Source organism: Janthinobacterium sp. GL_088 (genome assembly GCF_057837845.1).
This window is the reverse complement of sequence record NZ_CM174453.1, coordinates 4,817,005-4,841,578: the sequence shown is the minus strand read 5'-3', so window position 1 is coordinate 4,841,578 and position 24,574 is coordinate 4,817,005. Positions and strand designations below refer to the sequence as shown.

Below are 24,574 nucleotides of genomic sequence, written 5' to 3'. Positions count from 1 at the left end.
ATGAAATGGTCCGACATCACCGCAATCGCCGAAGCCTTGTTCGACGCGCATCCGGACATCGATCCCCTGACCGTGCGCTTCACCGACCTGCATAACTGGGTGGTGGAACTGGACGGCTTCGACGATGACCACACGCGCGGCGGCGAAAAGGTGCTCGAAGCGATACAGATGGCGTGGATCGATGAAGCGCGCTAAGGGCGCGGCAGCCGCCGCCACCGCAGCCGCTGTGCCGAAAGACGTCATCACGGCCGCCAGCAACATGCCCGAGATCAAGGATGGCCAGTCGGTCGCCTTGCTGCAGGAATTGCACATCCTGACGCGCGACGGCAAGATGAACCAGGACAGCCGCCGCAAGCTCAAGCAGGTGTACCACCTGACGCAGTTCATCGAGCCGCTGCTGCGCGAAGTGCAGCTGGATCACCCCGGCGTGTCGCTGGTCGACCACGGCGCCGGCAAGTCGTATCTGGGCTTCATTTTGTACGACCTGTTCTTCAAGAATGGCAACGATGGTTCGCACATCTACGGCATCGAGACGCGCGAAGAGCTGGTGCAGCGCTCGCAAGAGCTGGCGAAGAAATTCAAGTTCCCCGGCATGTCGTTTTTGCCGCTGTCCGTGGCCGAATCGACGGAGTCGAACCTGCTGCCGCAGCAGATCGACATCGTCACGGCCTTGCACGCATGCAACACTGCCACCGATGACGCCATCCACTTTGCCTTGAAGAAAAAGGCGAAATTCATGGTGCTGGTGCCATGTTGCCAGGCGGAAGTGGCGTCCGTATTGAAGAAGAACAAGGGCAAGAGCCTGGGCAAGAGTGTCTTGACGGAATTGTGGCGCCACCCGCTGCACACGCGCGAGTTCGGCAGCCAGATCACCAACGTGCTGCGCTGCCTGCAGCTGGAAGCGCACGGCTACCAGGTCAGCGTGACGGAACTGGTGGGATGGGAGCATTCGATGAAGAATGAACTGATCATCGCCAGTTACAAGAACTTGCCGCGCCAGCGTCCGACGGAACGCCTGCAGGAAGTGCTGCAGACCTTGGGCCTGGAAGAGATGGGCCACCGTTTCTTTGCTGAAGAGCTAGCCAAGGCCACTGCGTAAGCATACGCTGTTGCACACGAGGGGAGGAGCGGGTCGGTTACAATACCGGCTTTCTCCTCCCTTGCTTTTTGCGCCTCCCCATGACCACACCACACGAAATGCCCACCGTCCGCCTGGCCAAGCGCCTGTCTGAAGACGTGCCCTGTTCGCGCCGCGAGGCCGAGCTGTATATCGAGGGCGGCTGGGTCACGGTCGATGGCGTGCTGGTGGAGGAGTCGGGCGCGCGCGTGGCCGACAATCAAACGGTGGTGCTGCTGCCGAACGCGACCCTGGAAGAAATGCCGCCCGTGACGATCCTGCTGCACAAGCCGGCCGGGATCAACGGCGGCGTCGGCGCGGAAGGCAAGCCAGCCTTGAGCTGTTTGCGTCCCGAAGAAATTTTCACGCCGGAAAATGTGGCGCCCAGCTCAGTCACGCGCTTCCTCAAGCGTCATCTGATCGGCTTGACCGTCACCAATCCGCTCGAGACCATGGCGTCCGGCTTGCTGGTGTTTACGCAGGATTTCCGCGTCGCCCGCAAGCTGGTCGATGAAGCGAAAACGGTGGAGCAGGAATTCATCGTGGAAGTGTCGGGCGCCATCGCCGAGAATGGCTTGGCGCTGCTGAATCACGGCTTGCCCTTCAATGGCAAGCCTTTGCCGCCGATCAAGGTCAGTTGGCAAAATGAAACGCGTTTGCGCTTTGCCCTGAAAAACGTGCAGCCGGGCCAGATCGCCCACATGTGCAAGATGGTGGGACTGGACGTCGTCGCCATGAAACGGCTGCGCATCGGCCGCATTTCGATGGGCGCCATGCCCGCGGGTCAATGGCGCTACTTGCAGGGTTACGAACGCTTCTAAAGCTGCGGCGCCACGATGGAATGGCTTTCCGCAAAGCTTTTCCATAGCCGTTCGGCAATATTCAAGGCGATGGTATCGGCCTTCTCTTGCAGGGCCGCATTGCCCATGCCCTCGGTCGTGGCAAAGAACAGGGTCAGCCAGCGGCGGAACATGCAGGGCGTGAGATGCTCCATTTGCGCGTGCTGGGCCAGCGGCTTGCCGTGGTAGCGCATGGTGCCGCGCAACAAGCCTGACCAGAAATCGACCAATGTTGCCAGGTGGGCATCCCAATCCTTGACCTCGGCGGCAAAGATGGGGCCCAGCATGGCGTCGTCGCGCGCGGCCGCATAAAAGGTGTGGACGAGGTGCTTGACTTCGTCTTCGCTGCAGACTTCCTCGCGGTAGGGCGCGAAGCGTGTGTGGGGGAGGGGGGCGGTATTATTCATGGCATGCCATGATCGCAGAGCCCCCGTGGCGCTTCAATGACCCAGGTCAAGCCGCTTAAAAACTCAGGCGGCGACTTTCTTCGACTTCTTCGCCGGGGCTGGCAATTGCACGATTTGCGTGCCCGCCAGCTTGTCGTGCAGGAATTGCCCGTTGCCCGTGAACAGGGCCGTGCCTGACCAGGCCAGGATGCCGATACCGATGGCGCCCAGGGCTGTCCAGTGCTGCAAGTCCAGCAAATACGACACCAGCAGCGCCGGCAGCAGCCACATCCATGACAGGACATAGCGGTACGCGGCCACGCGCAGCGGCACATGGGCGTGGCCCGGCAGCACGACTTTCAGGCGCCACGTCTTCATGGCCAGGGTTTGCCCTTCGCGGCTCCACTGATGGATGAAATACGCCCCCATGACGAGGAAGGCCAGGCATTGGCGCATGTGTTCCGTCAACGGCGTATGCGCGCCTTGCACGGCCAGTTCAAACAGCAGGAACGGCAGGAACAGCACGGCCAGGGCCAGCAGCGACTCGTACACCATGGAAATCAGGCGGCGCTTGATCGTGGGATGGGACGTGATGCTGGCGGCGGGCGTGCTATTTGTGCTATTTGGCATTGGTTGGCAGTGGGGCAGGCGTGGCAGGTGGCGTGACAGGCACGGTGGCAGGGGCCGCGGCGGGATCGCCTGGCACTGCCGTCGCTGCGGGAGCGGGCGGCAGGACGGGCGCGGCGGCGGCAGGCGCTGCCGGCATGGCGGGTGGCAGGATCACGGGCGGCTTGCTCGTATTCGAATTGATCGCAGGCACTTTGCCCAGCGGTTTTTTCGGCACGAGCTCCGTCGCCAGCTTTTTCTTTTGATCTTCCGGCAATTGCTGGTATTGCTCCCATTGCGCGGTTTTTTGACCCGGATCAATTTTCTTCGTGCGCGCATAGTTTTCGCGCACAAGGCTGCGCTGTGCCGGCGTCAGCTTGATCCATTCGCGCATGCGTTCATGCACGCGGGTTTGCTCGTCCGGCGTCATGGACGCAAAACGGCTGGCGATATCGAGCCATTTCTGCTTGCGCAGCGGTTCCAGCTTGTTCCATTCGCCCGCCAGCGGCTGCAGGGCTTCCTGCTGCGCGCGCGACAGCTTGTTCCACGATGGATTCTCGCCCGCCTTGGGCGTGCCGCCTTTGCCGGCCGTGCGGGGCGAGCCGGGCTTGACGGCCGGGGCCGGCGCCACCACGGGCGCGGCTGCCACGGGAGGGGCGGCGGGAGCGGCATGTTGCTGCGCGCCTACCCAGGCGGCGCCGGCGAGGGCGCAGGCACCCAGGCCGATGCCGCCAGCCAGCCAGCCTTTGCGTACGCTCGAACGTGCCATGCTTATTGCTCGCGTTTCGTCAGGTAGGCGTTGAAGCCATGGTCCATATAGGCCGAGAGCGGCAATTCGTCCGACAGCACGGCGGCGTCGATTTCTGCCAGTTCGGCAATATGTTGTTCCTGCTCAAACTGATAGATGCCCACCAGGCCGCCGACCAGCAGCAGCAGGGGGATGATGACGCTCATGCGGCCCAGCCACGACAGCGGCTCGACAAACAGGCTGCTGGCGATGCCGGCGAAGACGTCCTTGCGCACGGCGACGGCGGCGGGCGCGTCCGCCTTCTTGCGCGACAGGGCCAGCTTGCGTGCCGCTGCCAGGCGATCGGTGGCCGATGCGGGCAGGTCGTCGAGTTTTTCGTTCAGTGCATGGCGCACTTTGTAAGCGAAATTGAGATCGTCGGTGTTCATAATTTAATTCCCTTGGCTTTCAGCGATTCGGCGAGCGTGTGGGTAGCTCTAGAGCAATGTGTTTTCACGCTACCTTCGGAGCAACCCATCGCTTCCGCTGTTTCAGCCACATCCATGTCCTGCCAATAACGCATGAGGAAGGCTTCGCGTTGACGTGAAGGCAGTTTTTGTACCTCTGCATCAATCAAATCAAGGATTTGCGCGCGTTCGACCTGGTCGGCCGACGATTCGGCGGCGCTGGAGCCCTGTTCCGATTCATAAGTGTCAAGTATATCAAAATCCTCCTGCTCGTCGCCCGAGGGCTTCATGCCGGAGAAGAGGCTGACCCAGGTGTTGCGAACTTTTTCTCGGCGGAAATAATCGAGTATGGTGTTCTGCAAGATGCGCTGGAACAGCATCGGCAGTTCGGCGGCCGGCTTGTCGCCGTACTTTTCGGCCAGCTTGATCATGGCGTCCTGCACGATGTCGAGTGCCGACTCTTCCTTGCGGACCGCGTAGGCGGCCTGCTTGAAGGCGCGCCGCTCGACATTTTCTAGAAAGTCGGATAATTCTTTGTCTGTTGCCATGCGGTATTGGGGATCTTAGCGGCTGCGGGGGCGGTGGGCGAATTGGGGCGGGTATGCTTTTTGCAACCCCGTGCATGCTAGCAAAAAATGTGCGTTTCCGCAGGGTTTTTGCACTACGTGCGAGCAAAATGGCCTTTCGGCTGACATTTTCCTTGACCATAATGGTGCGACGCGATAACGTATGGGACGCTTTGAACACCCCAAAGCCCTATGGTCAAGTCGCGACCGGCACACAAGGCCATCCGCGGCAAGACGCGCTTTCATTTGTAGGCAGTTTGTTCTAACCCGCGCCACAAGCGCGAGCGGTTCGTACAGGCGCCACAGAAACTCCGGCCAAACGAGTTGCGTTAAGCGTTGTTTTGTAAGGTATCTATGGGTGCCCAAAGAAATGTCGTGACCGCATGAAAAGGGAAGCAGGAGCACTGTCGCGCACGGCGAACTTCGTCAGGAAAGAACATCCGATCAATCTCCAATGGACCTTGAAAGGAATGTTTCATGAATACCGAAGCAGCAGCAGGACCCATTACCGGCGCAGAAATTGTCGTGCGCTGTCTGGCTGAAGAGGGCGTCGAGCACGTCTTTGGATACCCGGGCGGAGCCGTACTCTACATCTACGACGCCATCTTCCAGCAAAACAAATTCCAGCATATCCTGGTACGTCACGAGCAGGCCGCGATCCACGCCGCCGATGCCTATTCGCGCAGCTCGAACAAAGTCGGTGTCGCCATCGTCACGTCCGGTCCGGGCGTCACGAATGCCGTCACGGGCTTGTCCACTGCGTACATGGACTCGATTCCCATGGTGGTGATCTCCGGCCAGGTGCCGAGCCACGCCATCGGACAGGATGCGTTCCAGGAATGCGACACGGTCGGCATCACGCGCCCCGTGGTCAAGCACAACTTCCTCGTCAAGGACGTCAAGGACCTGGCAGCGACGATCAAGAAAGCCTTCTTCATCGCCCGTACCGGCCGTCCGGGACCCGTGCTGGTCGATATCCCTAAGGATATCAGCATGCACAAATGCCATTTCGACTATCCGAAGGAAGTCGAGATGCGTTCCTACCGTCCCGTCGACAAGGGCCACTCGGGCCAGATCCGCAAGGCCGTGCAGCTGTTGCTGCAAGCCGAACGGCCGATGATCTACACGGGCGGCGGCGTGATCCTGGCGAATGCCTCGGCCGAGCTGAACAAGCTGGTCGACCGCCTGGGTTTCCCGTGCACCAACACCTTGATGGGTCTGGGCGGCTACCGCGCCTCGAGCGAGCAGTATGTCGGCATGCCCGGCATGCACGGCACCTATGAAGCGAACATGGCGATGCAGAACTGCGACGTCTTGATCGCCATCGGCGCCCGTTTCGATGACCGCGTGATCGGCAACCCGAAACATTTCGCCTCGCATCCGCGCAAGATCATCCACGTGGACATCGATCCATCGTCGATTTCCAAGCGCGTCAAGGTCGATATCCCCATCGTCGGCAACGTCAAGGATGTGCTGATCGAGTTCCTCGCGCAACTCGACGCGGCCGAAGCCAAGCCGAACGTCAACGCCTTGAGCAACTGGTGGAAGCAGATCGCCGAATGGCGTGGCCGCGAATGCCTGAAATACCCGACTTCCGACCTGGTCATCAAGCCGCAATCGGTGGTGGAAAAAGTGTTCCAGATCACCAAGGGCGACGCCTTCATCACGTCCGATGTGGGTCAGCACCAGATGTGGGCCGCGCAATACTATGGCTTCGACAAGCCGCGCCGCTGGATCAATTCCGGCGGCCTGGGCACCATGGGTGTCGGCTTGCCATACGCCATGGGCGTGCAGATGGCCAATCCGGACGCCACCGTTGCCTGCATCACGGGCGAAGGCTCGATCCAGATGTGCATCCAGGAATTGGCAACGTGCAAGCAGTACCACCTGACGCCGAAGATCATCATGCTCAACAACCGTTTCCTCGGTATGGTGCGCCAGTGGCAGGAAATCGATTACGGTTCGCGTTATTCCGAGTCGTACATGGATTCGCTGCCCGACTTCGAGAAGCTGGCGGAAGCCTACGGCCACGTGGGCATGAAAATTGAAAAACCGGGCGACGTCGACGGCGCCCTGAAAGAGGCGTTTGGCATGAAAGACAGGCTGGTATTCATGAACTTCATTACCGACCAGTCCGAAAACGTGTGGCCCATGGTGAAAGCCGGCAAAGGCCTGTCCGAAATGATGCTCGGCTCGGAGGACCTCTAATCATGCGCCATATTATTTCTGTCTTGCTGGAAAACGAAGCGGGCGCCCTGTCGCGCGTGGTGGGCCTGTTCTCGGCACGCGGTTACAACATCGAAACGTTGACCGTGGCGCCGACGGAAGACTCGACCCTGTCGCGCATGACCATCGTCACCAGCGGCTCGGACGACATCATCGAGCAGATCACCAAGCACTTGAACCGCCTCATCGAAGTGGTGAAGGTGGTGGACCTGACCGAAGGCCAGCATATCGAACGCGAGTTGATGCTGATCAAGGTTCGTGCCGTGGGCAAGGAGCGCGAGGAAATGAAGCGCACCGCCGATATCTTCCGTGGCCGCATCATCGATGTCACCGAAAAGACGTACACGATCGAACTGACCGGCAACAAGGTCAAGCTCGACGCGTTCATCGATTCGATCGACCGCGCCGCCATCCTGGAAACCGTCCGCACGGGTGGTTCCGGCATCGGCCGCGGCGAACGCATCCTCAAAGTATAAAAATAGAAGCAGCACTACGCGGCCCAAGGGCCGCATTTAAAACAACAACGCATCATCAAATTATAGGAAATACCATGAAAGTTTTTTACGACAAAGACGCTGACCTCTCCTTGATCAAAGGCAAAAACGTTGCCATCATCGGCTACGGTTCGCAAGGCCACGCGCACGCACAAAACCTGAACGACTCGGGCGTCAACGTCACCGTCGGCCTGCGCAAGGGCGGCGCTTCGTGGACCAAGGTCGAGCAAGCTGGCCTGAAAGTGGCGGAAGTCAACGACGCCGTGAAAGCGGCCGACGTCATCATGATCTTGCTGCCAGATGAAAACATCGCCCAGGTCTACAACGAAAACATCGCCCCGTTTGCCAAGCAAGGCGCCGTACTGGCCTTCGCCCACGGCTTCAACGTGCATTATGGCCAAGTCGTGCCACGCGCCGACCTGGACGTGATCATGGTCGCGCCGAAAGCCCCAGGCCACACCGTGCGCGCCACCTACACCCAGGGCGGCGGCGTGCCCCACCTGATCGCCGTGTACCAGGACAAATCGGGCATCGCCCGCGATATCGCCCTGTCGTACGCGTCGGCCAACGGCGGCGGCCGTGCCGGCATCATCGAAACGAATTTCCGTGAAGAAACCGAAACGGATCTGTTCGGCGAACAAGCCGTGCTGTGCGGCGGTGCCGTGGAATTGATCAAGGCCGGTTTCGAAACCCTGACGGAAGCGGGCTACGCGCCTGAAATGGCCTACTTCGAGTGCTTGCACGAACTGAAGCTGATCGTCGACCTGATCTATGAAGGCGGCATCGCCAACATGAACTACTCGATCTCGAACAACGCCGAATACGGCGAATACGTGACCGGCCCTAAGGTTGTGACGTCGGCCACCAAGGATGCGATGCGTCAATGCCTGAAAGACATTCAAACGGGCGAATACGCGAAGAGCTTCATCCTGGAAAACAAGGCAGGCGCACCGACCCTGATCTCGCGCCGTCGTTTGACGTCCGAGCACCAGATCGAAGAAGTGGGCGCGAAACTGCGCGCCATGATGCCTTGGATCGCCAAGAACAAGATGGTTGACCAGTCGAAGAACTAAGCAGTTATCGTTCCTTGCAAGAAGCCGGCGCAAGCCGGCTTTTTTTATGCGCATCGTTTTGCAGGCAACATCCGTTACAATCAGGCCCATTCAATCCTACCGTCAGCATCATGCTTGTTTTTTCTAAAGTTTTTGTCGGGAATCTTCATGTGGTCAAGCGCCCCTTCCTGGTGACCATCAGCTGCTGGTTTCTGGTCTTCGGCTCGCTGTCAGCGCTGGTATCGTCCTACCTCGGCCGCAACGATCCCGTCATGCTGGCCGGAATGGGGCACAGCGTGATTCCCGCCGAGGCGCAATACGCGATTTTGATCTTTAGCATGGGCATTAACCTGGTGGCAGCGCTGGCCATGCTGCAAAGGCAGCGTGGCGCGCGCACCGTGTATCTGGTGTGGGGCGTGATCGACATTGCGCTGTGCCTGGCGACCTTGCCGGCCAAGATGCACGTCGTGCCTGGCGCGCTCCTGTTCGCCGTCATCTGCGCCTTCCTGTACAGTCCGAAATCGAATGCCTGGTTTTCGCCACGCAAGGCAGCCAATGATGCCTGCATGACGCCAGCTTGAGCACGGCTGTCTTGGCGCGCACGCTTTTCGCCCGCCTCCTGTCTTTTTATATTCCTATATAATTCCGCCCTTCCTTTGCAGTTTCCTGTGGACTGCATCTGTTTCGGTATCTGCCGACCGCAACGCGCATCACCGCTTTTGTAGCACGCCAGGCGCTAATTGATCAGCCGCTTGCGCAACCTGAAGGACCCCTATGACTGACCGCATTACCGCCACAGTACCCATGCCGGGCGCTGCCGAATCCTCCGTTTCCGAACGGCTTCCCGTCCTGGCCTTGCTGGCCCTGGCCATGACGGCGTTTCTCGCCCTCCTGTCGGAAACCTTGCCGGCCGGCTTGCTGCCGCAGATTGCCCGTGACCTGAATATTTCCGAAGTCATGACGGGCCAACTGGTGACCGTCTACGCCATCGGTTCCATCCTGACGGCGATTCCCCTGACGGCCCTGACGAGTGGCTGGCGCCGGCGCAATGTCTTGCTGCTGGCCATCATCGGTTTCTTGATCTTCAATACGGCGACAGCCCTGTCGCCCAACTATATGGTCGCCCTGGCCTCGCGCTTCGTCACCGGCATGGCCGCAGGCTTGGCCTGGGGCTTGATGGCGGGCTACGCGCGCCGCATGGTGTCCGTCGAACAGCAGGGCAGGGCGATGGCCATTGCCATGATCGGCACGCCGCTGGCCCTGTCGCTGGGCGTACCGCTGGGCACCCTGATGGGCGGCGTGCTGGGCTGGCGCAGCATCTTCGGCATCATGTCGGGCCTGGCCGTGGTGCTGGTCGCGTGGGTGTTGCTGGTTGTGCCCGATTACCCTGGGCAAAAGAATGGCGAGCGCCTGTCGATCCGCCAGGTGTTCCTGACGCCGGGCGTGCGGCCGATTCTGTTTGTCATCGTCGCCTGGATGTTGGCGCATAACATTCTGTATACCTATATCGCGCCGTTCCTGGCGCCGTCCGGCTTGCGCCCCCGCGTTGACCTGGTGTTGCTCGTGTATGGCGTGGGTTCCTTGGCCGGCATCTGGCTGGTCAGCCAGCTGATCGACCGCTGGCTGCGTCCGCTCGTGCTGGGCTGCATCGCCGCCTTGGCCCTCGTGATGGTGGCGCTGGGCCTGGCGATGGACTCGCCTGCCGTGATCTATGTCAGCATGGCCATCTGGGGCATCACCTTCGGCGGCGCCGGCACCTTGCTGCAGACGGCGTCGGCGGACGCGGCCGGCGACGGCATGGATGTGGCGCAAGCGATGGTGGCGACCATCTGGAACGTGGCCATCGCGGGCGGCGGCCTGGCGGGCGGCTTGCTGCTCGACAGCTATGGCGCGGCATCGTTCCCGTGGGCCATGCTGGCCTTGCTGCTGGTGGCATTGACCATCGCCTGGCGCGCGCGCCGGCACAGTTTCAAGCCGGGCCGGCGCAGCGGCGGCGCAGTCGTAGGTCACTAAGAGCCCATCCCAGCAGAAGACGCTCCCTACTGGGATAGGCTCCAATAACATTGTTATTTATGATGACAGTGTGTTGAAATGTGAGCAGATGTGACTGGCAAGCACATTTTGTGACGATTTGTTAATTTGCGCCACGGGAATGAATGAGGCGTTAGAATCTACACAGTTTGACAAGTTTCTCAGGCGAAAGGGGTGGCAAAAGCGTCCCTTTCGCTGGCTGTCAGCCACATTAACTACCTAGGAGTACCCCTATGACCGTGATGAAATCCGTCCTTGTTGCCGCCGCAGCCACCGTTGCCCTGAGCGCACAAGCTCAAACCTTGCCAACCAACGGCACCCTGGTGGTCGTACCCGCATTTGGCGAAGTCAAGCATGTCAATGACCAGGTGGTCGCTACCCTGGCCGTCGAAGAACAGGACAAGGACAAGGCTGCCGCCGCGTCGAGAGTCAACCAGAAAATGAACAAGGGCATCGCCATCGTCAAGCAGGCCGACCCGTCGGCGGCACTCAAATCGTACGGCTACTACACCTATCCCGTGTACCCGGAAGAGCGCCCATTGCCGGCCGGCGCCGTGGCCAAGCCGCGTTTGCCTACGGCCTGGCGTGTCGGCCAGTATCTGGAAGTGACGACGGCCAATCTGGCGACCCTGCCAAAAACCGTGTCGGCGGCGCAAGGCGTGCTGACCCTGAATGGCTTGAATTTCGGCCTGAAGCCGGAAACCATCCGCCTGCTGGACGACCAGCGCATCGCCGCCACGTATAAAAACCTGAACGAGCGCGTGGCCGCCATCGCCAAGGCCATGGGCCGCAACGTTTCCGACGCCGTGCTCGATACGGTGGACTTCGAAGGTTCGGGCAACTATGTCACCGAAAACCGTGCTGCCGCCGCACCGATGATGATGCGCAGCGCCAAGATGGCCGAAGACAGCACCGTTGCCGAACCGAGCTTCGAGCCGGGCGAAACGACGCTCGACATGCGTGTCGTCGGCAAGGTCAAGTTCAAGTGAGCTTATTAGCGTGGAAATACTTCCACAATAAAATGTTTTAAAAATCATGGGGCTGCTGGCCCCATGGTCGTTTTTGCCCCATTATTTCCAGGAGAACATTATGACCGTCATGAAATCGCTGCTGGCTGCTGCCGCCGCTACCGTTGCCCTGAGCGCACAAGCCCAAACCTTGCCCACTTCCGGCACCCTCGTGGTGGTGCCCGCCAATGGCGAAGTGGTGCATGCGAACGACCAGGTGACTGTCACCCTGGCCATCGAAGAGCAGGACAAGGACAAGGCTGCCGCCGCCTCGCGCGTGAACCAGAAGATGAACCAGGGCGCGGCCATCGTCAAGAAAGCCGATCCGCAAGCCGTGCTGAAGACCCAGGGCTATTACACGTATGCCGTGTACCCGGAAACGGCACCCCTGCCGCCAGGCGTCGCGGCCAAGCCCAGAGTGCCGACCGGCTGGCGTGTGGGTCAGTATCTGCAGGTAACGACGACCAATCTGGCTGCCTTGCCGAAAACCGTTTCCGCGGCGCAAGGCGTGCTGACCCTGAACCGCCTGAACTTCGGCCTGGCGCCCGCCACCATCCGCAAGCTCGACGACCAGCGCATCGCCGCCGCTTACAAAAATCTCAACGAGCGCGTGGCTGCCATCGCCGGCGCCATGGGCCGCAACGTCAATGACGCCGTGATCGACACCATCGATTTCGAAGGCTCGGGCAATTACGCGCAGCGCGTCAGCGTGGCCGGCGCGCGCAACATGAGCGCCGACTCCATGGGCTATGGCGGCAGCCAGGTGGCCGAGCCGAGCTTCGAGGCAGGCGAAACGACCCTCAACATGGGCCTGGTGGCCAAGATCAAGTTCAAATAATGCTTGAGCAGGCGTCAATATTGCCGGCTTGACGCCGCCGCGCTTTTCTTTGGCGGTGGCTCCTCTATAATGGCAACATCGGCAGGCGCATGCCGCAAGACGAATGCGCCTGCCATCTGGCACCGAATCCCCCGCAGTACACAAGATATGGAACAACATGGCAAACTTCCCCCGTCGTAGAGGCAAGAACGGCACTCCCGCAGCATCCAAAGCGTCCCGCTTCAGCAAATTCGTGCGCCAGCCGGTGACCGATGGTACTGGCAAGAAAACCTTGCGCCGCCGCGGCATCTATCTGTTGCCGAATGCCTTCACGACGGCAGCCCTGTTTTGCGGCTTCTACGCCATCGTCATGGCCATGAACCAGAAATTCGAACACGCGGCCTGGGCCATCTTCATCGCCATGATCCTCGACGGCCTCGACGGCCGCATCGCGCGCCTGACGAATACGCAGAGCGAATTCGGCGCCCAGTACGACAGCCTGTCCGACATGGTCTCGTTCGGCGCCGCGCCGGCGCTGGTGATCTATGAATGGTCGCTGCGCGGCATGGGCAAGCTGGGCTGGCTGGCCGCCTTCGTGTATTGCGCCGGCGCCGCCTTGCGCCTGGCCCGCTTCAACACGAATATCGCCGTGGTCGACAAGCGCTTCTTCCAGGGCTTGCCCAGCCCGGCGGCCGCCGCCATGGTGGCCGGCTTCATCCTGCTGATGAACGACCTGGAATTTGCCGGCAACCAGCTGGCCTGGGTCTCGTGGACGATCGCCCTGTTCTCCGGCTTGACGATGGTCACCAACGTGCCGTTCTACAGTTTCAAGGATGTGAATTTCCGCAAGTCCGTGCCCTTCATCGTGGTATTCCTGCTGGCATTGTTCTTCGCGCTCATTTCCATCGACCCGCCGAAAGTGCTGTTCCCGATTTTCGTCGCCTATGGCCTGTCCGGCTACGCCGTGTTTTTCTGGCGCATGGCGAAGGGCAAGCCCGTCAGCATCATCCAGACCGACCCCGAGCATTGATGCGCTGAGTCGGTAGCGTCGCCAGTCTTCAGCCAGCCAGGAGCAGCCATGAGCACCAGCAACCGACTCATCATTTTTGACACCACCTTGCGCGACGGCGAGCAATCGCCGGGCGCTTCCATGACGCGCGAGGAAAAGCTGCGCATCGCCAAGCAGCTCGAACGCCTGAAGGTCGACGTGATCGAAGCGGGCTTCGCCGCCGCCTCGCAGGGCGACTTCGAATCGATACGGGCGATTGCCGGCGCCGTGCGCGAGTCCACCATCTGCTCGCTGTCGCGCGCCAACGACCGCGACATCGCCCGCGCCGCCGAAGCGCTGCAGCCGGCCGAGCGCAAGCGCATCCACACGTTTATCGCCACCTCGCCCCTGCACATGCAGATCAAGCTGCGCATGACGCCAGAGCAAGTGCTTACGCAGGCGCAAAACGCCGTGCGCTACGCGCGCCAGTTCACGGACGATATCGAATTCAGCCCCGAAGACGGCAGCCGCTCGGACGAGGATTTTCTCTGCCGCGTGCTGGAAGGCGTGATCGCCGAGGGCGCCACCACCATCAATTTCCCCGATACCGTGGGTTATGCCGTGCCGGAAATCTTTGGCGCCACCATCAAGCGCTTGCGCGAACGCATATCAAACTCCGATAAAGCCATCTGGTCTGTCCATTGTCATAACGACCTGGGCCTGGCTGTGGCCAATTCGCTGGCCGGCGTCATGATCGGCGGCGCGCGGCAGATCGAGTGTACCGTCAATGGCCTTGGTGAGCGGGCCGGCAACACGGCGCTGGAAGAGGTGGTGATGGCGCTGCGCACGCGCGCCGCCTATTACAACCTGACGGTGGGCATCGATACGACGCAGATCGTGGCCGCGTCCAAAATGGTGTCGCAGATCACGGGTTTTGCCGTGCAGCCGAACAAGGCCGTCGTCGGCGCGAACGCCTTCGCGCACGCGTCCGGCATCCACCAGGACGGCATCTTGAAGGCGAGGGAAACGTATGAAATCATGCGTGCCGAAGACGTGGGCTGGACGGCCAACAAGATCGTCCTCGGCAAACTGTCGGGGCGCAATGCCTTCAAGCAGCGGCTGCACGAGCTGGGTATCGCGCTGGAATCCGAGGGGGAAGTCAACGCGGCTTTCCTGCGCTTCAAGGAGCTGGCGGACCGGAAATCCGAGATTTTCGACGAAGACATCATGGCCCTCGTCAGCGAGGAACAGCAGGCGCAGGAGAGTGAGCACTACCGTTTCATTTCCCTGACACAGCAGTCGACGACGGGCGCCGTGCCCCATGCGCGCGTGGAATTTCTCGTCGGCGGCGTGCAGCGCAGCTGCGAAGGGCAGGGCGACGGCCCCGTCGACGCGACGGTGAACGCCATCGAAAGCGCGGCCGCCAGCGGCGCGGAGCTGGTCTTGTTCTCCGTCAATGCCATCAGCACGGGCACGCAGTCGCAGGGCGAAGTGACGATGCGGCTGTCGCGCGACGGGCGCATCGTCAACGGCGTGGGCGCCGACCCGGACATCATCGTGGCGTCGGCCAAGGCGTATTTGTCGGCATTGAACAAATTACACGCCAAGGATGAGCGGATCGATCCCCAGCCGTGAGGGGGCGCTAACTACCAGAAGAAGCGCCGCTCTTCCTTGGCCGGATCGGGTCCGTTCATCATCATGCGCACGATGCCGTCATGGTCGAAGTGCACGTGCATCATGGAATCCCACACGCCCGATTCCTTGTAGCGGTAAGACCAGACGTGCAGTTTCGGCAGCGACAGATACGAGGTTTCCGTCGGGCGGCCCAGGGTGTGCAGCACGTCTTGCTGGGTCGACACGCCCACCTTGATGCGGGCAAAGCCGGGCGTGTCGAGCACTTGCTCGTAGGAAATCAACTTGTCGTCGGGGCCGAAGCGGGCCATATACGTGTACTGGCCGTACGGACCCGTCGCGTATTCGAGTTCCGCACCCGTGGGCAGTTGATAGATATTGCTTGGCCGGCCCAGGCGCGCTTCCACGGCGGCGCGCGCTTCACCCGGCTGCGGCGGCGGGACGTTCCAGCTGGCGCAGCCGGCCAGCACGGCAAACAGCAGCGGTGTTGCTGATTTGAGCAGTTTTTTCATGGTTGACCTCCTGAAATGCAGGAAAACCCTATCATGCACCGAGAAAAGCGCGCACGGCAGGATACAGGCGGGCATTTTTCCGATATACTTGCGCGTCTGGTTGGCAGCATAGGCCAGTATTTTAATAATCGTAGTTCACGGTGGATAGGGTTCAGACTCTGTGCACCGCATGTGAAAGGTTTATCATGACAGTAGAAAACATCAACAAAGCCGCTATCATCGCGGACAACGCACGTGGTCAAAACGACACCGGCTCCCCTGAAGTGCAAGTTGCACTGCTGACAGCTCGCATCAACGAACTGAACGGCCACTTCAAAGCCCACTCGAAAGATCACCACTCCCGCCGCGGCCTGATCATGATGGTCAACCGTCGTAAGAGCCTGTTGTCCTACCTGAAGGCTAAAGACGCTACCCGTTATCGCGACCTGATCGCTAAACTTGGTCTGCGCAAGTAATTTTTGCCGTACAAGGTTTATACAGAAATGCCTGCGCCAGTTCGCTGACGCGGGCATTTTGTCATTTGAATTCCGGATTTTTATCGGTAAGTGCAGTATTCTCTACCGATATCATGTTTTAAAAGTAAAGTAGTAAAGGTGGCAACGATGTTTCTGCCGCCTGTGGTGAGGTGAACGACAGCCCCTGAAAATCTGTCGGCAATTAGAAAAGGGATACCCCATGTTTAACAAAGTTACGAAAACCTTCCAGTACGGTCAACACCAAGTGACCCTGGAAACCGGCGAAATCGCACGTCAGGCATCCGGCGCAGTGCTGGTGTCGATCGAAGATACCGTCGTTCTGGCAACGGTAGTGGCACGCAAAGATGCCAAGCCAGGCCAGGATTTCTTCCCTTTGACGGTTGATTATGTCGAGAAAACCTATGCTGCCGGTAAAATCCCGGGCGGTTTTTTCAAGCGCGAAGGCCGTCCTTCCGAAAAAGAAACACTGACATCCCGTTTGATCGACCGTCCTATCCGTCCGCTGTTCCCGGAAGGCTACCTGAATGAAGTGCAAGTCATCATTCACGTGCTGTCGGTCAACCCGGAAATCGATCCGGACATCGCCGCCATGATCGGCGCTTCGGCTGCCCTGTGCGTATCGGGCGTGCCTTTCAACGGTCCTATCGGCGCCGCGCGCGTCGGTTACGCCAATGGCCAGTACATCCTGAACCCGACCGTCCAGCAACTGAAAACGTCGGAAATGGACTTGGTTGTCGCCGGTACCGAAACGGCCGTGCTGATGGTCGAATCGGAAGCGAAACAGCTGTCCGAAGAAATCATGCTGGGCGCCGTGGTCTTCGGCCACGACCAGATGAAAGTCGTCATCGACGCGATTCACGACCTGGTGCGTGACGGCGGCAAGCCGGAAGTGGAATGGGCGCCTGCGCCGAAAAACGAAGCACTGATCGCCCGCGTCGCGCATTTCGCCAACGCCAAGATCAATGACGCGTATCAAACCAAGGACAAGCAAGAGCGTACGGCCAAGCTGAAAGCAGCAACGTCGGAAGTGATCGCCGACCTGTCGGCTGAAGCGGCTGCTGCCGGCGGCGCGTCCATCGATAGCGCTGAAGTGAACAACATCCTGTTCGACATCGAAGCGAAAATCGTGCGTACGCAAATCCTGGACGGCGAGCCACGCATCGACGGCCGCGACACGCGCACCGTGCGTCCGATCTCGATCCGCACCAGCGTGCTGCCACGCACCCACGGTTCGGCCCTGTTCACGCGCGGCGAAACGCAAGCGCTGGTCGTGGCAACTTTGGGCACCGCCCGCGACAGCCAGAAGATCGATGCACTGATGGGCGAGTTCACCGATTCGTTCATGCTGCATTACAACATGCCTCCGTTCGCCACCGGCGAAACGGGCCGTGTCGGTACGCCGAAACGCCGCGAAATCGGCCACGGCCGCCTGGCCAAGCGCGCGCTGATCGCCGCCCTGCCGGCAGCTGAAGAGTTCAGCTACTCGGTGCGTCTGGTATCGGAAATCACGGAATCGAACGGTTCCTCGTCGATGGCTTCCGTCTGCGGTGGCTGCCTGGCACTGATGGACGCCGGCGTGCCGATGAAAGAACACGTGGCAGGTATCGCCATGGGCCTGATCAAGGAAGGCGGCAAGTTTGCCGTGCTGTCCGACATCCTGGGCGACGAAGATCACCTGGGCGACATGGACTTCAAGGTAGCCGGTACCCGCAACGGTATCACGGCGCTGCAGATGGACATCAAGATCATGGGCATCACCAAGGAAATCATGCAAGTGGCACTGGCGCAAGCCAAGGAAGGCCGCGAGCACATCCTGGGCGAAATGCAAAAAGCCATGCCGCACGTCAAAACCGAACTGTCCGATTTCGCACCGCGTCTGATCACCATCAAGATCAACCCGGAAAAAATCCGTGACGTGATCGGCAAGGGCGGCGCCGTGATCCGCGCGCTGACCGAAGAGACGGGCACCCAGATCGACATCAGCGACGAAGGCGTGGTCACCATCGCTTCCGTTGACGCTGCTGCCGGCCAGGAAGCCAAGCGCCGCATCGAAGAACTGACCGCTTCCGTCGAAGTGGGCAAGACCTACGAAGGCACCGTGCTGAAACTGCTGGACTTCGGCGCCATCGTGCAAGTCATGCCAGGCAAGGACGGCTTGCTGCACATTTCGCAGATCGCCAACGAGCGCGTCAACGCCGTGGCCGACTACCTGAAAGAAGGCCAGCTGGTCCGCGTCAAGGTTCTGGAAACGGACGACCGCGGCCGCCTGAAACTGTCGATGAAAGCTGCCGAAGGCAACGAAGCGCCAGCCGCTTAATTTCCTTCAGATTCGCCTGACTGCGGCCCCGGCCGCATGATCAAAACCGCCAGCGCGCAAGCCCTGGCGGTTTTTTTTGCGCCTTGTTTGCGCTGTATCGAAGGTGGATGCCGGATTGTGCATCGATCTTGATGCAGCGCGTATCGGCCGCCGCCGCGCCTTGTAGATTCGGGAGGGGATATTCCCCTGAACGAGTCTTCCAAGGAGAAGCAGCATGCGCACATTCCGTGGGCTGGCCGCCGCCTTTCTGCTTGCCGTCGCGCCCGGTGTCCGGGCGCAGCTGGACAACGCACCGACGCCGGTGCCGCTGCCCATCCCCATCGCCGCCGCGTCCGCGGCCATGCCGGCGCAAGACCTCGACACCTTGCGCGCCGTGCATGCGCGCGAAATCAATGACCTCAGCACCTTCAAGACGGCGGGCTTGCAGCGCGCAGCCATCGATCCCTACCTGGACAGCGCGCCGGGCCAGCAATTCCTGCGCGAACTGCGCGCCGCCGATCCTGCCGCCCCGGCCGAGACGATTTACGCGCGCGCGGTCGAGCAGCTCGCCTCCGGCAGCACCTTGCCTGATGTGCGAGCCATGTCGGCCGCGCTGGTAAAAATCGTGCCGCATGGCCAGAATGTGTCGCCGTACTCGCCGTATTTCACCACCAGCGCGCAATTGCAGCAGGCTTCGGGCCAGTGTGCCAGCCTGGCCGACTGTTTCGGATTGCCCTTGAAGAGCGAGGCGCCGCTGTATGATGTGTATCAGATCATGCCCAAGGGGACTGTCAACGTGTTCGTCAGCCAGGTGGCGCCGACGCAAGAGCTGGGCGGGCTGGTGCGGCGCCGTGGCGGGGCACAGCAATATCTGCTGCCCAACCGCAGCCTGTGGTCGGCGCCCGTGCTGATCGGCACGATCAAGAATTGAGGAGTGATAATGGATCAACAACGTTTGCAAGCCCATGCCGCCGAACTGGAACAATGGCTGGCCCGCCTGGCGTCGGCCGACGGGGAGGTGGCCGACCTGCGCAGCGCGCTCGAGCCGCTGCTGGCACTGGCGGGCAGCGGGGCCTTGACGACGCCCCTGCCGTGGGGCGATATCCCCGGCGGGCGTTATTTTACGGAAGGCGGCTTGCGCCAGTACCCCGAGCTGGAGCAGGCATTTGCCCGTTTCCGCATCGAGGCCACGGGCGGCGAATCGCCAGCCTTGCGCAAGCTGCGCGGCGAGCTGTAATTAATATATGGTATCAATTGTTGTTTATGGGTAATTGACTGTCAGTATTGCTTGACGACAAAATCTTATTCATCGACCATGGCGCATCCCTCCCGATTTTCTCTTTTTTATTGGATGCACCATGTTGTCCTCCCTTAAGGCGCGGCTGATCGCCATCGCCGTTTCCATCGTCGTGCTGGCCATGCTGGCCGTCGCCATCGCCAATTTCTTCACTACGCGCTCCAGCACCCTGGCCGCGCTCGACACGCAGATGTTGCAGTTGTCGCACAGCCATGCCGCGGCCATCGCCGAATGGCTGCGTTCCAAGCAAGCCGTCGTGGGCTCGCTCAAGCAGGGCGCCACGGCGGCCGATCCGCTGCCCGCCCTGAAGGCGGCCGAGCAGGCCGGTACCTTCGACATGGCGTATATCGGTTTTGCCGACAAGCACGCCGTCTTTTCGCAAGAGCGCAAGCGCGCGGCCGACTACGATCCTACGGCGCGCCCCTGGTACAAGCTGGCGTCCGAGGTGGGCGGCCCCATCATCACGGCGCCCTACATCGGCGCCAGCACGGGCAAGCTGGTGGTGACGTTTGCCGAGCCGCTGGGCGGCAAGGGCAGCGTGACGGGCGTGATGGCGGCCGATGTGATGATGGATGCGGTGGTGCAAAATGTCGCCTCGATCAAGCCGACGGCATCCAGCTATGCCTTCCTCGTCGATGGCGGCGGCAAGATCATCGCCCACCCGGACGGCAAGCTGACCCTGAAGCCGCTGGCCGAGCTGGATCCGGGCCTCAGTGCGCAGGCGCTGGCCGATATCGAAAAGAGCGGTGATGGCGCCGCCATCCGCCTGGGCGAACGCAATGGCATCTTGCATGTGAGTAAAGTGCCGGGCAGCGACTGGCTGCTGGCTACCGTGCTCGACCGCGCAGAAGCGACGCAAGCATTGACCTCCATGCTGCGCGCGTCGGCCCTGACGGCCTTGCTGGTGCTGGCCCTGGCCGCCACGGTATTGAGCGTGCTGGTGGCGCGCGCCTTGCGCCGCCTGGGCTTGGTGCGCGATGCGATGGAAGCGATCGCCACGGGCGATGGCGACCTGACCAGCCGCCTCGACGCGCAAGGTTCGGACGAGCTGGCGCAGATCGCCAAGGCATTTAACTTGTTCGTCGAAAAGATTGCCACCGTGCTGGTGCAGATCCGCAGCATCAGCACCCTGGTGCGCAGCGAATCGGCCGATATTGCCGCCGGCAATGCCGACCTGTCCTCGCGCACGGAAGCGCAGGCGGGTGCGCTGGAAGAAACGGCCAGTTCGATGGATGAGCTGACGTCGACCGTCAAGCAGAATGCGGAAAACGCGCATGCGGCCAATGAGCTGGCCATGTCCGCCTCGGAAGTGGCGGCCAAGGGCGGCAGGGTGGTGCAGCAAGTGGTGGGCACCATGGCCGGCATCCAGGAAAGCTCGCGCAAAATCGTCGACATCATCGGCGTGATCGACGGCATTGCCTTCCAGACGAATATCCTCGCCCTGAACGCGGCCGTCGAGGCGGCGCGCGCGGGCGAGCAGGGCAGGGGCTTTGCCGTCGTGGCGTCCGAAGTGCGCAACCTGGCGCAACGCTCCGCTGGCGCGGCGAAGGAAATCAAGGAGTTGATTGGCGATTCGGTGGAGAAAGTGGATGCCGGCGGGCGCCTTGTCGATGAAGCGGGCCAGACCATGGACCAGGTGGTGGCATCGGTGCAGCAATTGACGACCATCATGAGCGAGATCACGGTGGCCAGCCGCGAACAGAGCGCCGGCATCGGCGAGATCAATACGGCCGTCACGCACATGGATACCATGACGCAGCAAAATGCGGCCCTCGTCGAGCAAGCCGCCGCCGCCGCGGAAAGCCTGCAGGAACAGGCCGTGGATCTGGCGCAAGCCGTCGGCATGTTCCGTCTGGGTGATGCGCCTGCCGCGGCATCCGCGCCCGTGACGCGCCTCAAGGCGAAGCCAGCCGTTCGTGTCCTTGCGTCGCGTGCGCCGGTCCGCGCGCCGTCGCCGGCCAAGTCCGTCAAGGCGGCCAAGTCCGGCGCCGACGAGTGGGAAGAGTTTTAAGAAGACGAGTAGCGATCTGCACGTTCATCCGCGTTTTTGTCAGGCCAGCCTGCCAAAAGCGCAGTTCGTCGCAATCGGCGTGTCTGCCGGGGGCGGTATGGCTATAGTCACACCATACCGCAAGCCCACTGCCAGACACCCGAGGAGATTCACATGAACGTCGCTAAAAACATGGAAGTCATCGCCGTTGCCGCCGCCATCCTGCTCGGCGCCAGCTGCTACGCCACTGCCCCGGCCGCCCCGGCCCTGCAAGTGGCCAGTTCCACGGCCACCCTGGCCGCGCCAGCGGACACGGCTGCCATGCACGTGGTGGTGGTCAAGGCCAAGCGCCTGAGCGCTACCGAAAAAGCCCGTTTCGCATAATTGATTGTCAGCAATTTTTGCTGCTGCTACAGTGGCAGCCAGTGGCGATGCGCGCAAGCCCCACGAGGGCGCCGCGAGACATAAAAACAAGATACCGAGGATGCACTACATGAAAAAGACACTGCAACTGGCGCTGTTGTTCCTGGCGACTTTGGGCCTGGTGCGCGGCGCGGCCGCCGAGACCCGCCTGCTGGAAATGCGCAACATCGACGCCCGCGTGGTGCGCGTCAAGCTCGATGGCGTGATGGAAGTACGCATTCGCCAGGGCAACGTGCCTTCGCTGAGCATTACGGCCGACAAGCGCTATATCGCCGATGTCAGCACGGCGCAAAGCGGTGATACCCTGCACATCGAAACGGAAGTGCGCGGCTTCAAGATCGGCCCTTCATCGATCCGCGCCGACCTGGTGCTGCCGAATTTGCGCGAAGTCAGTTCGGAAGGCTTTGGCAGCACGGATATCACGGGTTTCAAGGGCGAGGAACTGACCCTGTCGCTGGAAGGGGCGGGCAGCATCAAGCTGGTGGGCGACTACCGCAAGCTGAATGCCAGTCTGGGCGGTGTGGGCAGCATGCAACTATGGATAGGCAACAATGAGCGGGCCGAGCTGGACTTGCAGGGCGCGGGCTCGGTCGTGCTGGGCGGACGCGGACGACTCCTGAAAGCCAGCCTGGGCGGCCTGGGCAGCCTGAATGCGCAGCAATTCGAAGCCGACGCCGTCAACCTGGAATTGAGCGGCCTTGGCAACGCCACGGTGAATGCCCATACGAATGCCAAGCTGAACTTGAGCGGGCTCGGTTCGGTGGTGGTGTACGGCAAGCCAGCCAACCGCGATGTCAGCGTCGAGGGCCTGGGCAAAGTCAGCTGGAAGTAAAAGCATCCTGCCACAGGCCTTCGGCAGAACAATAATAAGTAGTCAGACCACATCCCATTCCGATGAAAAAACTGATCATTACCTTACTCATGCTGTTGACGATACAGCTACCCGCGCGGGCTGGTTTCGCCGAAGGCGCCAGTGCCTATAACAACAAGAATTACACGCTAGCCTACAAGGAAATATTGCCACTAGCTAAGACCGGCAACGCCGATGCCCAGCATTTGCTGGGCTTGATGTATTACATGGGACGGGGTTTGCCGCAGGATTACAAGCAAGCCATGTTCTGGCACCGCAAGGCGGCCGAGCAGGGCAAGGCCGACGCCCAGTATGTGGTGGGCGCCATGTATTACACGGGCAACGCCGTGCTGCAGGACCATAAACAGGCCGTCGGCTGGTTCCGCAAGGCGGCCGAGCAGAACCATGCCGAAGCGCAGCAGGTGCTGGGCCTGATGTACCGCTACCACATGGGCGGCGTGCAGCAGGACAACGTCATCGCCTACATGCTGTGGAATCTGGCGGCCGCGAATGGCAACGCGAATGCGGCCGACCAGCGCGCCGCCGTGGTGCGCAAGATGACGCATGAGCAAGTCGAGGAAGGGCAAGCCCTGTCGGCGAAATGGAAGCCGGGCACGCCCTTGCCGCGCCAGTCGAAGACGGGCGCCGGTTAAGAGCGGCGGCGGTCTGCAGGGGAGGGCGGCTTGGCGTACAATCGCCGTTTTCCCTTGAAAGAGTCCCGCCATGCGTGCAGTTGCCATCAGCCAGCCAGGTCCCGCCGACGTTTTGCAGATCGTCGAGTCTCCCGTTCCCGCCTTCAAAGCCGGAGAGCTGCTGATCAAGGTGCACGCGGCCGGCATCAACCGTCCCGACGTGCTGCAACGCCTGGGCAAATATGCGCCGCCCGCCGGCGCCTCCGACTTGCCGGGCCTGGAAGTGGCGGGCGAAGTCGTCGATGGCGATTTCAGTAACACTGAATTCAAAAAAGGCGACCTGGTCTGTGCACTGGTGCAGGGCGGCGGCTATGCTGAATACTGCGCCGCGCCCGCCGGCCAGTGCCTGCCGCTGCCGCAAGGTTTGACGGCGATGGAAGGTGCGTCCCTGCCGGAAAATTTCTTTACCGTCTGGAGCAATGTCTTCGACCGCTGCGCGCTGGCCGATGGTGAAACGTTATTGGTGCAGGGCGGCACGTCCGGCATCGGCGTGACGGCCATTCAATTGGCGGCCGCCCTGGGGCATCGCGTCTTCGCCACGGCGGGCAGCGACGAAAAGGCGCGCGCCTGCGAGGCGCTGGGTGCCGAACGGGGCATCAATTACCGCACGGAAGATTTCGTCGCCGTCGTCAAGGAATTGACCGATGGCAAGGGCGTCGATGTCATCCTCGACATGGTGGGCGGCGACTACCTGCCGCGCGAGATCAGCTGCCTGGCCGACGACGGCCGCATCGGCCTGATCGCCGTGCAGGGTGGCACCAAGGCGGAGCTGGATCTGGGCACCTTGCTGCGCCGCCGCCTGACGGTGACGGGTTCCACCCTGCGTCCCCGTTCCGTGGCCTTCAAGGCGGCCATCGCGAACCATTTGCGCACGACCGTCTGGCCGCTGATCGAGGCGGGCAAGATCAAGCCCGTGATCTATAAAACTTTCCCGTTGGAAAAAGCCAACGAGGCGCATGCCTTGATGGAGGCGAGCACACACGTGGGCAAGATCATGTTGCAAGTTGTTTGAAACGGGGCACTGCCTGTTTGACCGGCATCGGTGCCGGAGTTAGAATGACGGGTTATTAGAATTTAGGCTAC

At 61.1% G+C, this 24,574-nt stretch carries 27 protein-coding genes; 21 read left to right on the top strand and 6 right to left on the bottom strand.

The annotated features are described in order from the left end of the window. The 3 genes from iscX (at position 1) to AC3IQ7_RS21550 (ending at position 1,938) form a co-directional block, all read left to right on the top strand. Positions 1-195 (top strand): Fe-S cluster assembly protein IscX, encoded by a 195-nt coding sequence (iscX, locus tag AC3IQ7_RS21560; RefSeq protein ID WP_099378270.1) that lies wholly within the window; start codon positions 1-3, stop codon positions 193-195. Beyond that, complete coding sequence (locus AC3IQ7_RS21555) at positions 182-1,099, top strand: class I SAM-dependent methyltransferase (protein ID WP_099378271.1); 918 nt, start codon at positions 182-184, stop codon at positions 1,097-1,099. The genes iscX and AC3IQ7_RS21555 overlap by 14 nt, the downstream gene beginning before the upstream one ends. An 80-nt stretch (positions 1,100-1,179) precedes the next feature. Continuing rightward, on the top strand, positions 1,180-1,938 hold the full coding sequence (locus tag AC3IQ7_RS21550) for an rRNA pseudouridine synthase (protein ID WP_489207278.1): 759 nt from the start codon (positions 1,180-1,182) through the stop codon (positions 1,936-1,938). Here AC3IQ7_RS21550 and AC3IQ7_RS21545 read toward each other — a convergent pair. From AC3IQ7_RS21545 to AC3IQ7_RS21525, 5 genes are all read right to left on the bottom strand, one after another. Next, positions 1,935-2,363 (bottom strand): group III truncated hemoglobin, encoded by a 429-nt coding sequence (locus AC3IQ7_RS21545; RefSeq protein ID WP_099378273.1) that lies wholly within the window; start codon positions 2,361-2,363, stop codon positions 1,935-1,937. The two genes, AC3IQ7_RS21550 and AC3IQ7_RS21545, sit on opposite strands and share 4 nt — an antisense overlap. Positions 2,364-2,426: 63 nt before the next feature. Then, the gene (locus AC3IQ7_RS21540; RefSeq protein ID WP_099378274.1) at positions 2,427-2,972 is read right to left on the bottom strand and encodes an RDD family protein; all 546 of its coding nucleotides are present in this window, start codon (positions 2,970-2,972) and stop codon (positions 2,427-2,429) included. Then, entirely contained in the window at positions 2,962-3,717 is a 756-nt protein-coding gene (locus tag AC3IQ7_RS21535) for a DUF3106 domain-containing protein (protein WP_489207277.1), read from the bottom strand. Before AC3IQ7_RS21535 ends, AC3IQ7_RS21540 begins: the two co-directional genes overlap by 11 nt. A 2-nt stretch (positions 3,718-3,719) precedes the next feature. Continuing rightward, the gene (locus AC3IQ7_RS21530; RefSeq protein WP_035820561.1) at positions 3,720-4,124 is read right to left on the bottom strand and encodes a DUF3619 family protein; all 405 of its coding nucleotides are present in this window, start codon (positions 4,122-4,124) and stop codon (positions 3,720-3,722) included. After that, positions 4,121-4,690 (bottom strand): RNA polymerase sigma factor, encoded by a 570-nt coding sequence (locus tag AC3IQ7_RS21525; protein WP_489207276.1) that lies wholly within the window; start codon positions 4,688-4,690, stop codon positions 4,121-4,123. The genes AC3IQ7_RS21530 and AC3IQ7_RS21525 overlap by 4 nt, the downstream gene beginning before the upstream one ends. 495 nt (positions 4,691-5,185) lie before the next feature. Between AC3IQ7_RS21525 and AC3IQ7_RS21520 the strand changes: the two genes are divergently transcribed. From AC3IQ7_RS21520 to AC3IQ7_RS21480, 9 genes are all read left to right on the top strand, one after another. Then, positions 5,186-6,916 (top strand): acetolactate synthase 3 catalytic subunit, encoded by a 1,731-nt coding sequence (locus tag AC3IQ7_RS21520; RefSeq protein WP_099667148.1) that lies wholly within the window; start codon positions 5,186-5,188, stop codon positions 6,914-6,916. Between the two features lie 2 nt (positions 6,917-6,918). Next, positions 6,919-7,410: an acetolactate synthase small subunit gene (ilvN, locus tag AC3IQ7_RS21515; protein ID WP_010399754.1), complete on the top strand. Its 492-nt coding sequence runs from the start codon at positions 6,919-6,921 to the stop codon at positions 7,408-7,410. 74 nt (positions 7,411-7,484) lie between these two features. Continuing rightward, complete coding sequence (ilvC, locus tag AC3IQ7_RS21510) at positions 7,485-8,501, top strand: ketol-acid reductoisomerase (RefSeq protein WP_034750044.1); 1,017 nt, start codon at positions 7,485-7,487, stop codon at positions 8,499-8,501. Between the two features lie 149 nt (positions 8,502-8,650). Next, complete coding sequence (locus AC3IQ7_RS21505; protein ID WP_489207275.1) at positions 8,651-9,061, top strand: hypothetical protein; 411 nt, start codon at positions 8,651-8,653, stop codon at positions 9,059-9,061. Positions 9,062-9,254: 193 nt separating this feature from the next. Next, complete coding sequence (locus AC3IQ7_RS21500; protein WP_489207274.1) at positions 9,255-10,493, top strand: MFS transporter; 1,239 nt, start codon at positions 9,255-9,257, stop codon at positions 10,491-10,493. Positions 10,494-10,744: 251 nt separating this feature from the next. Next, complete coding sequence (locus AC3IQ7_RS21495) at positions 10,745-11,500, top strand: SIMPL domain-containing protein (RefSeq protein WP_489207273.1); 756 nt, start codon at positions 10,745-10,747, stop codon at positions 11,498-11,500. A gap of 100 nt (positions 11,501-11,600) precedes the next feature. Then, complete coding sequence (locus AC3IQ7_RS21490) at positions 11,601-12,356, top strand: SIMPL domain-containing protein (protein WP_489207272.1); 756 nt, start codon at positions 11,601-11,603, stop codon at positions 12,354-12,356. Between the two features lie 157 nt (positions 12,357-12,513). Then, a complete protein-coding gene (pssA, locus tag AC3IQ7_RS21485; protein WP_086136413.1) occupies positions 12,514-13,365 on the top strand; it encodes a CDP-diacylglycerol--serine O-phosphatidyltransferase in 852 nt (283 codons plus the stop codon). A gap of 48 nt (positions 13,366-13,413) precedes the next feature. Next, complete coding sequence (locus AC3IQ7_RS21480; RefSeq protein ID WP_489207271.1) at positions 13,414-14,958, top strand: 2-isopropylmalate synthase; 1,545 nt, start codon at positions 13,414-13,416, stop codon at positions 14,956-14,958. 11 nt (positions 14,959-14,969) lie between these two features. Here AC3IQ7_RS21480 and bamE read toward each other — a convergent pair whose 3' ends face one another. Further along, complete coding sequence (bamE, locus tag AC3IQ7_RS21475) at positions 14,970-15,467, bottom strand: outer membrane protein assembly factor BamE domain-containing protein (RefSeq protein ID WP_099400375.1); 498 nt, start codon at positions 15,465-15,467, stop codon at positions 14,970-14,972. Between the two features lie 185 nt (positions 15,468-15,652). On the opposite strand from bamE, the gene rpsO reads away from it, so the two are divergent. From rpsO to AC3IQ7_RS21430, 9 genes are all read left to right on the top strand, one after another. Continuing rightward, the gene (rpsO, locus tag AC3IQ7_RS21470; protein ID WP_010399743.1) at positions 15,653-15,922 is read left to right on the top strand and encodes a 30S ribosomal protein S15; all 270 of its coding nucleotides are present in this window, start codon (positions 15,653-15,655) and stop codon (positions 15,920-15,922) included. Positions 15,923-16,142: 220 nt separating this feature from the next. Next, entirely contained in the window at positions 16,143-18,260 is a 2,118-nt protein-coding gene (pnp, locus tag AC3IQ7_RS21465; RefSeq protein ID WP_010399742.1) for a polyribonucleotide nucleotidyltransferase, read from the top strand. Between the two features lie 214 nt (positions 18,261-18,474). Continuing rightward, on the top strand, positions 18,475-19,170 hold the full coding sequence (locus AC3IQ7_RS21460; protein WP_489207270.1) for a hypothetical protein: 696 nt from the start codon (positions 18,475-18,477) through the stop codon (positions 19,168-19,170). Positions 19,171-19,179: 9 nt separating this feature from the next. Continuing rightward, positions 19,180-19,476, top strand: a complete 297-nt coding sequence (locus tag AC3IQ7_RS21455) for a hypothetical protein (RefSeq protein WP_099378287.1) — start codon at positions 19,180-19,182, stop codon at positions 19,474-19,476. Between the two features lie 121 nt (positions 19,477-19,597). Beyond that, entirely contained in the window at positions 19,598-21,547 is a 1,950-nt protein-coding gene (locus AC3IQ7_RS21450) for a methyl-accepting chemotaxis protein (protein WP_489207269.1), read from the top strand. A 153-nt stretch (positions 21,548-21,700) separates the two neighbouring features. After that, positions 21,701-21,910 carry a hypothetical protein gene (locus AC3IQ7_RS21445; protein ID WP_322428254.1) on the top strand — a complete coding sequence of 70 codons (210 nt, stop codon included), beginning with the start codon at positions 21,701-21,703 and terminating at the stop codon, positions 21,908-21,910. A 109-nt stretch (positions 21,911-22,019) separates the two neighbouring features. Beyond that, on the top strand, positions 22,020-22,781 hold the full coding sequence (locus AC3IQ7_RS21440; protein ID WP_099378289.1) for a GIN domain-containing protein: 762 nt from the start codon (positions 22,020-22,022) through the stop codon (positions 22,779-22,781). A 62-nt stretch (positions 22,782-22,843) separates the two neighbouring features. Further along, positions 22,844-23,452: a tetratricopeptide repeat protein gene (locus AC3IQ7_RS21435; protein ID WP_099378290.1), complete on the top strand. Its 609-nt coding sequence runs from the start codon at positions 22,844-22,846 to the stop codon at positions 23,450-23,452. 70 nt (positions 23,453-23,522) lie between these two features. Continuing rightward, the gene (locus AC3IQ7_RS21430; protein WP_099378291.1) at positions 23,523-24,503 is read left to right on the top strand and encodes an NAD(P)H-quinone oxidoreductase; all 981 of its coding nucleotides are present in this window, start codon (positions 23,523-23,525) and stop codon (positions 24,501-24,503) included. Positions 24,504-24,574: the final 71 nt, after the last annotated feature.